The sequence below is a fragment of the Bacillus cereus group sp. MG4 genome, assembly GCF_040460055.1.
GTDB lineage: Bacteria > Bacillota > Bacilli > Bacillales > Bacillaceae_G > Bacillus_A > Bacillus_A wiedmannii.
Genome location: NZ_JARVGZ010000001.1, coordinates 3,487,941 through 3,495,000 on the forward strand (window position 1 = coordinate 3,487,941; position 7,060 = coordinate 3,495,000).

Genomic DNA, 7,060 nt, shown 5'->3' on the forward strand with positions numbered 1-7,060 from the left:
AAGAGGTAGTATAATTAATTTATTTTCACTAGCCTTCGAGTATAACCACTTTATATACATAACGAATGTAGTTTGAGGTGGTTAATCTAAGAGGGTGGGATAAAAGAAGACGGGGTGTTGATATGCAACGAAGAAAATCTTTAGCGCTTTCTATTCCATATCAGTTAGATTTCTTTAAGCAGTATAAATTTCTTTCTAAGGATAAACCGCAACATATTTTGTTAGAGAGTGGACGTGGCGGTCGTTATAACATTGTGGGGTTGAACCCAGTAGCGGTAATCCGAGGGAAGGGTGAAACGTTACATATAAGCGAAAGTGGTAAGGAAACAATAAAACAAGGAAACCCATTAGATTTAATGCAGGAATATATGGAGCGATGGAAAACGGACTATAATCCGGAATACCCTCCATTTCAAGGTGGTGCAATTGGTTACTTTAGTTATGATTGCATCCGTTATATTGAAAAACTCCCTTCCCATGCGGAGGATGACATTAATATACCTGATATATTCTTTTTATTATTTGATGATGTGTTTGTTTATGATCAAAAAGAAAAAGTATTATGGATTATTACACATTATGTAGATAATCATGAAGAGGCAAAAGAGCGATTAAATGAATGGAAGATTCTTTGGGCGACAGAAGCGCCAGAAGTGAATATACCTTTTGCATGCCCTGAAGAGAAAAGTGAAACAGTTGCTTTTACAGAAGAAAGCTTTATGAAGGCGGTTGAATGTATTCAAGAATATATTGGAGCTGGTGATGTGTTCCAAGTAAACTTGTCGACAAGGCAAGAAAGAACGTTACAAACACACCCACTAGAAATCTATACAAGTCTTCGTGAGATTAATCCATCTCCATATATGGGTTACTTGGAGCTCGGGGATTTTCAAATTGTTAGTGGATCGCCAGAGTTGCTAATTAAGAAAGAGGGAACCGAAGTAAGTACAAGACCGATTGCTGGAACGAGATCTAGAGGGGCGAATGAGCAAGAGGATGAAGAATTAGCAAAAGAATTAATTGAGAACGAAAAAGAAAGAGCAGAGCACGTCATGCTTGTGGATTTAGAACGAAATGATTTAGGGCGTGTTTGTAAATATGGCACTGTAGAAGTAGATGAATTTATGGTAATTGAGAAATACTCACATGTTATGCATATTGTTTCTAATGTGCGTGGTGAGGTGGAAGAAGATAAAGATGCTTTTGATTTAGTGAAGGCTGTATTTCCTGGGGGAACAATTACTGGTGCCCCGAAAATACGTACGATGGAAATTATTGAAGAGTTAGAACCTGTTCGCCGAGGGATTTATACAGGTTCAATCGGGTGGATCGGTTATTCTGGAGATACAGAATTGAATATTGTAATTAGAACACTGCTTGCTAAAGATGGAAAAGCACATGTACAAGCAGGAGCGGGAATTGTAATTGATTCGAATCCGGAAAATGAATATAAAGAGTCGTTAAAAAAGGCGATTGCTTTATGGCGTGCAAAAGAACGTAGCGAAGAAACGGTTAGGTGAGAGAAATGATATTAATGATTGATAATTATGATTCTTTTACATTTAATTTAGTGCAGTTTCTTGGAGAACTTGGACAAGAGCTTGTTGTTAAACGTAACGATGAAGTGACTATTTCAGATATTGAGAATATGAAACCAGACTTTTTAATGATTTCGCCAGGTCCGTGTAGTCCTAATGAAGCAGGTATTAGTATGGAGGTTATTCAATACTTTGCTGGAAAGATTCCGATTTTTGGGGTTTGTCTTGGACATCAATCCATTGCACAAGTGTTTGGCGGAGAGGTTATACGTGGGGAGCGCTTAATGCATGGGAAAACGTCGCTTATGCATCATGACGGAAAGACGATTTTTTCGGATGTCCCTAATCCGTTTACTGCGACACGTTACCATTCCCTTATCGTTAAGAAAGAGACGTTACCTGATTGCTTAGAGGTAACATCTTGGACAGAAGAAGGGGAAATTATGGCGCTCCGTCATACAACATTACCGATTGAAGGTGTACAGTTTCATCCAGAATCAATTATGACTTCCCACGGGAAAGAGTTGTTGCAGAATTTCATTCGTAAATACAGCCCAAGTGTGACATCGTGTTAATTTACGTAAATGGTGAGTATGTAGAAGCGAGTGAAGCGAGAATTTCTCCTTATGATCATGGTTATTTATATGGTCTTGGAGTTTTTGAGACATTTCGTATTTATAATGGTCATCCTTTCTTATTGGATGATCATTATAATCGTTTAATAGATGCGCTGGATACATTGCAAATTAAATGGACAATGACGAAAGATGAAGTACTGCTTATTTTGAAGAATTTACTCGTTAAGAATGAATTAGAGCATGCATATGTACGTTTTAATGTATCAGCGGGTATAGATGAAATTGGATTGCAAACGGAAAGGTATGAAGAGCCATCTGTTATTGTTTTTATAAAACCTTTAGCAGCCCCTGAAGATGTAGTGGAAAAAGAAGGGGTTGTTTTAAAGCAAGTGCGAAATACACCAGAGGGTGCGTCTCGCTTAAAGTCTCATCATTATTTAAATAACATTTTAGGAAAACGTGAAATTGGAAATGTTGTGAATAAGGAAGGTATTTTCCTTACTGAAACAGGTTATGTTGCAGAGGGTATTGTTTCGAATCTCTTTTTCGTGAAAGGTGATATTTTGTATACACCTTCGCTAAAAACAGGGATTTTAAATGGTATCACTCGTGCGTTTATTATAAAGGTTGCTGAAGAGCTGGGCATCGAAGTGAAGGAAGGTTTCTTTCCAAAAGATGAATTACTTTCAGCTGATGAAGTCTTCGTAACAAACTCGATTCAAGAAATTGTCCCGCTTTATCATATAGAGGGACGAGATTTCCCGGGTAAAGTAGGTATGGTTACAAAAAGGTTTATGAGTCTTTATGAAATGCAGAGAGAGAAATTGTGGAGCAGAAATGAATTGCGAAGAGGAGATGTGTAGTTTGAAGTGGGATTATGATTTGCGCTGCGGCGAATATACATTGAACTTAAATGAAAAAACTTTAATTATGGGGATTTTAAATGTAACACCAGATTCGTTTTCTGATGGTGGGAGTTACAACGAGTTAGAGGCTGCGGTGCGCCATGCGAAAGAAATGCGAGATGAAGGTGCTCATATTATTGATATCGGCGGTGAATCTACTCGCCCGGGTTTTGCTAAAGTATCGGTGGAAGAAGAAATAAAGCGAGTTGTTCCGATGATTCAGGCGGTTGCAAAAGAAGTGGAATTGCCGATTTCTATCGACACGTATAAAGCTGAAGTTGCAAAACAAGCAATCGAAGCGGGCGCTCATATTATTAATGACGTTTGGGGAGCGAAGGCGGAACCGAAAATCGCTGAAGTTGCAGCTCATTACGATGTACCTATTATCTTGATGCATAATCGCGATAACATGAATTACCGCAATTTAATGGCTGATATGATTGCTGATTTATATGAAAGCATCAAAATTGCTAAAGATGCTGGCGTGCGAGATGAGAATATCATTTTAGACCCAGGCATCGGTTTTGCTAAAACACCTGAACAAAATTTAGAAGCGATGCGTAATTTAGAACAGTTAAACGTACTGGGTTATCCAGTTCTCTTAGGTACTTCAAGAAAGTCCTTTATTGGACATGTGTTAGATTTACCGGTAGAGGAACGTCTTGAGGGAACAGGAGCTACCGTTTGTCTCGGCATTGAAAAGGGTTGTGAGTTTGTTCGTGTTCATGATGTGAAGGAAATGGCACGTATGGCTAAGATGATGGATGCGATGATTGGTAAGGGGGTAAAGTAATTGGATAAAATTTATGTTCATGATATGGAGTTTTACGGTTATCATGGTGTATTCCCAGAGGAAAATAAATTGGGTCAGAGATTTAAAGTGGACTTAACGGTGGAGTTGGATTTGAAACAGGCAGGAGAAAGTGATGACTTAGAGCATTCTGTCAATTATGGAGAGCTTTTCGAGTTATGTAGAAAAGTTGTTGAAGATAGAACGTATAAGCTTGTAGAGAGTATCGCTGAAAATATTGCTGCAGATATATTAAAACAATATGAGAGTATTTTCCGTTGTACAATTAAAGTAATTAAACCAGATCCGCCGATACCTGGGCATTATCGTGCTGTAGCAGTAGAAATTATGAGAGAACGACCATGAATAATATAGCTTACATTGCATTAGGTTCAAATATCGGAGAACGTTATACGTATTTAACTGAAGCGATTCAGTTTTTAAACAAAAACCCGTATATCCAAGTTAACGATATTTCATCTGTATATGAAACAGAACCAGTTGGCTATACTGACCAAAGTTGCTTTTTAAATTTAGTTATAAAAATTTCTACCAATTTATCACCGCAAGAGTTATTGAAAATTACGCAAAGAGTAGAGAATGATTTAGGAAGAAAAAGGGAAATCAGATGGGGTCCGAGGACCATCGACCTTGACATTTTACTATATAATCAAGAAAATATTGAAGCAGAGAATCTTATTGTTCCGCATCCGCGGATGTTCGAAAGAGCTTTTGTTATCGTTCCGTTGTTAGAGATTAATCAAGATATAAAACAAAACATTTCACGTTCACAAGTAGAAGAAATGAAAAGGCGAGAGGGAGTAACGGTATGGAAGCAGAAAAATGGGGAAGACGCATTCGTGCTTTTCGAAAGCTAAAAGGTTATACACAAGAAGGTTTTGCGAAAGAGTTAGGGGTATCTGTATCTGTTTTAGGTGAAGTTGAGAGAGGGAATCGATCGCCTTCCCAAGATTTTGTAGTGGAAGTTGCTAAGGCATTAAAGGTTTCAGTGGAGGAATTAATGCCGAAGTGACTATGAAGGAAGGAGTAAGTCGAGTGTTAAAGATTGCAAATATTGAGATGAAAAACCCGGTTGTATTAGCACCGATGGCGGGAGTGTGTAACTCTGCATTCCGTTTGACAGTAAAAGAATTTGGTGCAGGTTTAGTTTGTGCTGAAATGGTAAGTGATAAAGCGATATTACTTAATAACAAAAGAACATTAGATATGTTATATATTGACGAAAGAGAAAAGCCATTAAGTTTACAAATTTTTGGTGGAGAGAAAGAAACTCTTGTAGATGCTGCGAAATACGTAGATAAATATACGACAGCAGACATTATTGATATTAATATGGGTTGCCCAGTACCGAAAATCATTAAGTGTGACGCGGGAGCAAAGTGGCTTTTAGACCCAAATAAAATATATGAAATGGTAGCGGCAGTTGTAGATGCTGTTGAAAAACCGGTTACAGTTAAGATGCGTATTGGTTGGGATGCAGATCATATTTTTGCAATTGAGAATGCAAAAGCTGTTGAGCGTGCTGGCGGACAAGCAGTAGCAGTTCATGGACGTACACGAGTACAAATGTATGAAGGGAAAGCGGATTGGGATATTATTAAACAAGTAAAGCAAGCTGTAAATATCCCGGTTATCGGAAATGGTGATGTCGAAACGCCACAAGATGCAAAGCGTATGCTTGATGAAATTGGTGTAGACGGTGTTATGATTGGTCGCGCTGCCCTTGGGGACCCGTGGATGATTTATCGTACGGTAAAGTATTTGGAAACAGGTGAATTAATGCCGGAACCGACAGTGCGTGAGAAAATTGACGTATGTATGTTGCATCTAGATCGTCTTATCGATTTAAAGAACGAAAATGTCGCTGTAAGAGAGATGAGAAAGCATGCAGCTTGGTATTTAAAGGGTGTTCGTGGTAATGCAACTGTACGTAATGGTATCAATGCTTGTAATACGCGGGAGGACCTTGCGAATGTATTAGGTGCATTTGTAGAAGAAGTAGAAGCGAAACAACAAACAATTCACGTTGGTTAATAATAGAGAGGGAAGATTGACATTCTTCTATACACTTCCTATAATTACGTGAAAGAAAGAAGAACTGCCAGCTAGTTGCTGGCAGTTTTTCTAGTTGAGTAGAAAATGCTATACTGTATATATTGTAAAAATTAATAGAGCTGGAGTGATATCAATACCATGGATAACATGAACCACGAAGAATTAAACGACCAATTGCTTGTTCGTCGTGAAAAGTTACATAACTTACGTGAGCAAGGAATCGATCCGTTCGGTAAACGATTTGAACGTACAAATGCAACAAATGACTTATTAAGCTTATATGGAGAGTTCTCTAAAGAAGAATTAGAAGAGAAAGAAATCTCTGTTTCTATCGCTGGTCGTATTATGACAAAACGCGGTAAAGGAAAAGCTGGATTTGCACATATTCAAGATTTACATGGACAAGTTCAAATTTATGTTCGTAAAGATGCTGTTGGAGATGAAGAGTACGAATTGTTTAAAACAGCAGATTTAGGTGATTTAGTAGGTATTGAAGGTAAAGTGTTCAAAACAAACGTTGGAGAACTTTCGGTGAAAGCAACGGGCTTTACACTATTAACGAAATCTCTTCGTCCATTACCGGATAAATATCATGGATTAAAAGATGTTGAACAACGCTACCGTCAACGTTACTTAGACTTAATCACAAGTATGGAAAGCCGTGAAACATTCGTTACTCGCAGTAAAATCATTCGTGAAATGAGAAGATACTTAGATGACAATGGTTATCTTGAAGTGGAAACACCTATGATGCATGCAATTGCAGGTGGAGCTTCTGCGCGCCCTTTCATTACGCACCATAATGCGTTAGATATGGAATTATACATGCGTATCGCAATTGAACTTCATTTAAAACGCCTTATTGTGGGTGGATTAGAAAAAGTTTATGAAATCGGTCGTGTATTCCGTAATGAGGGTGTATCAACTCGTCATAATCCAGAGTTTACAATGATTGAATTATATGAAGCGTATGCTGATTATAAAGATATTATGAAACTAACAGAAAATATGGTTGCTCATATTGCGAAGCAAGTACTAGGTACAACAACAATCCAATATGGTGATTATGAAATTAATCTAGAACCAGAATGGACACGTCTTCATATGGTAGATGCAATCAAGGAACATTCAGGAGCAGATTTCTGGAATCCAATGAGTGTAGAAGAAGCGCGT

At 38.0% G+C, this 7,060-nt stretch carries 9 protein-coding genes (1 of these 9 running past the window's edge); all 9 read left to right on the forward strand.

The genetic code is table 11. From position 1 onward, the window contains the following. Positions 1 to 122 precede the first annotated feature (122 nt). Complete coding sequence (gene pabB, locus QCI41_RS18325) at positions 123 to 1,520, forward strand: aminodeoxychorismate synthase component I (protein ID WP_353836951.1); 1,398 nt, start codon at positions 123 to 125, stop codon at positions 1,518 to 1,520. A 5-nt stretch (positions 1,521 to 1,525) separates the two neighbouring features. Continuing rightward, complete coding sequence (gene pabA, locus QCI41_RS18330; protein WP_353836950.1) at positions 1,526 to 2,113, forward strand: aminodeoxychorismate/anthranilate synthase component II; 588 nt, start codon at positions 1,526 to 1,528, stop codon at positions 2,111 to 2,113. Beyond that, the gene (gene pabC / locus QCI41_RS18335) at positions 2,107 to 2,979 is read left to right on the forward strand and encodes an aminodeoxychorismate lyase (RefSeq protein ID WP_046958125.1); all 873 of its coding nucleotides are present in this window, start codon (positions 2,107 to 2,109) and stop codon (positions 2,977 to 2,979) included. Before pabA ends, pabC begins: the two co-directional genes overlap by 7 nt. Beyond that, positions 2,954 to 3,814, forward strand: coding sequence for a dihydropteroate synthase (gene folP, locus QCI41_RS18340; RefSeq protein ID WP_046958124.1), 861 nt, complete (start codon positions 2,954 to 2,956; stop codon positions 3,812 to 3,814). Before pabC ends, folP begins: the two co-directional genes overlap by 26 nt. Beyond that, a complete protein-coding gene (gene folB, locus QCI41_RS18345; RefSeq protein WP_046958123.1) occupies positions 3,815 to 4,177 on the forward strand; it encodes a dihydroneopterin aldolase in 363 nt (120 codons plus the stop codon). Then, positions 4,174 to 4,689 carry a 2-amino-4-hydroxy-6-hydroxymethyldihydropteridine diphosphokinase gene (gene folK / locus QCI41_RS18350; protein WP_001059453.1) on the forward strand — a complete coding sequence of 172 codons (516 nt, stop codon included), beginning with the start codon at positions 4,174 to 4,176 and terminating at the stop codon, positions 4,687 to 4,689. The genes folB and folK overlap by 4 nt, the downstream gene beginning before the upstream one ends. Further along, the gene (locus QCI41_RS18355) at positions 4,641 to 4,844 is read left to right on the forward strand and encodes a helix-turn-helix domain-containing protein (RefSeq protein ID WP_000387029.1); all 204 of its coding nucleotides are present in this window, start codon (positions 4,641 to 4,643) and stop codon (positions 4,842 to 4,844) included. The genes folK and QCI41_RS18355 overlap by 49 nt, the downstream gene beginning before the upstream one ends. A gap of 23 nt (positions 4,845 to 4,867) precedes the next feature. Continuing rightward, positions 4,868 to 5,866: a tRNA dihydrouridine synthase DusB gene (gene dusB, locus QCI41_RS18360; RefSeq protein WP_000912237.1), complete on the forward strand. Its 999-nt coding sequence runs from the start codon at positions 4,868 to 4,870 to the stop codon at positions 5,864 to 5,866. Between the two features lie 159 nt (positions 5,867 to 6,025). Beyond that, on the forward strand, positions 6,026 to 7,060 hold the 5' portion of the coding sequence (lysS, locus tag QCI41_RS18365) for a lysine--tRNA ligase (RefSeq protein ID WP_000369672.1). It continues 465 nt past the right edge of the window; only the first 1,035 of its 1,500 coding nucleotides appear in the window; the start codon lies at positions 6,026 to 6,028; the stop codon falls past the right edge of the window.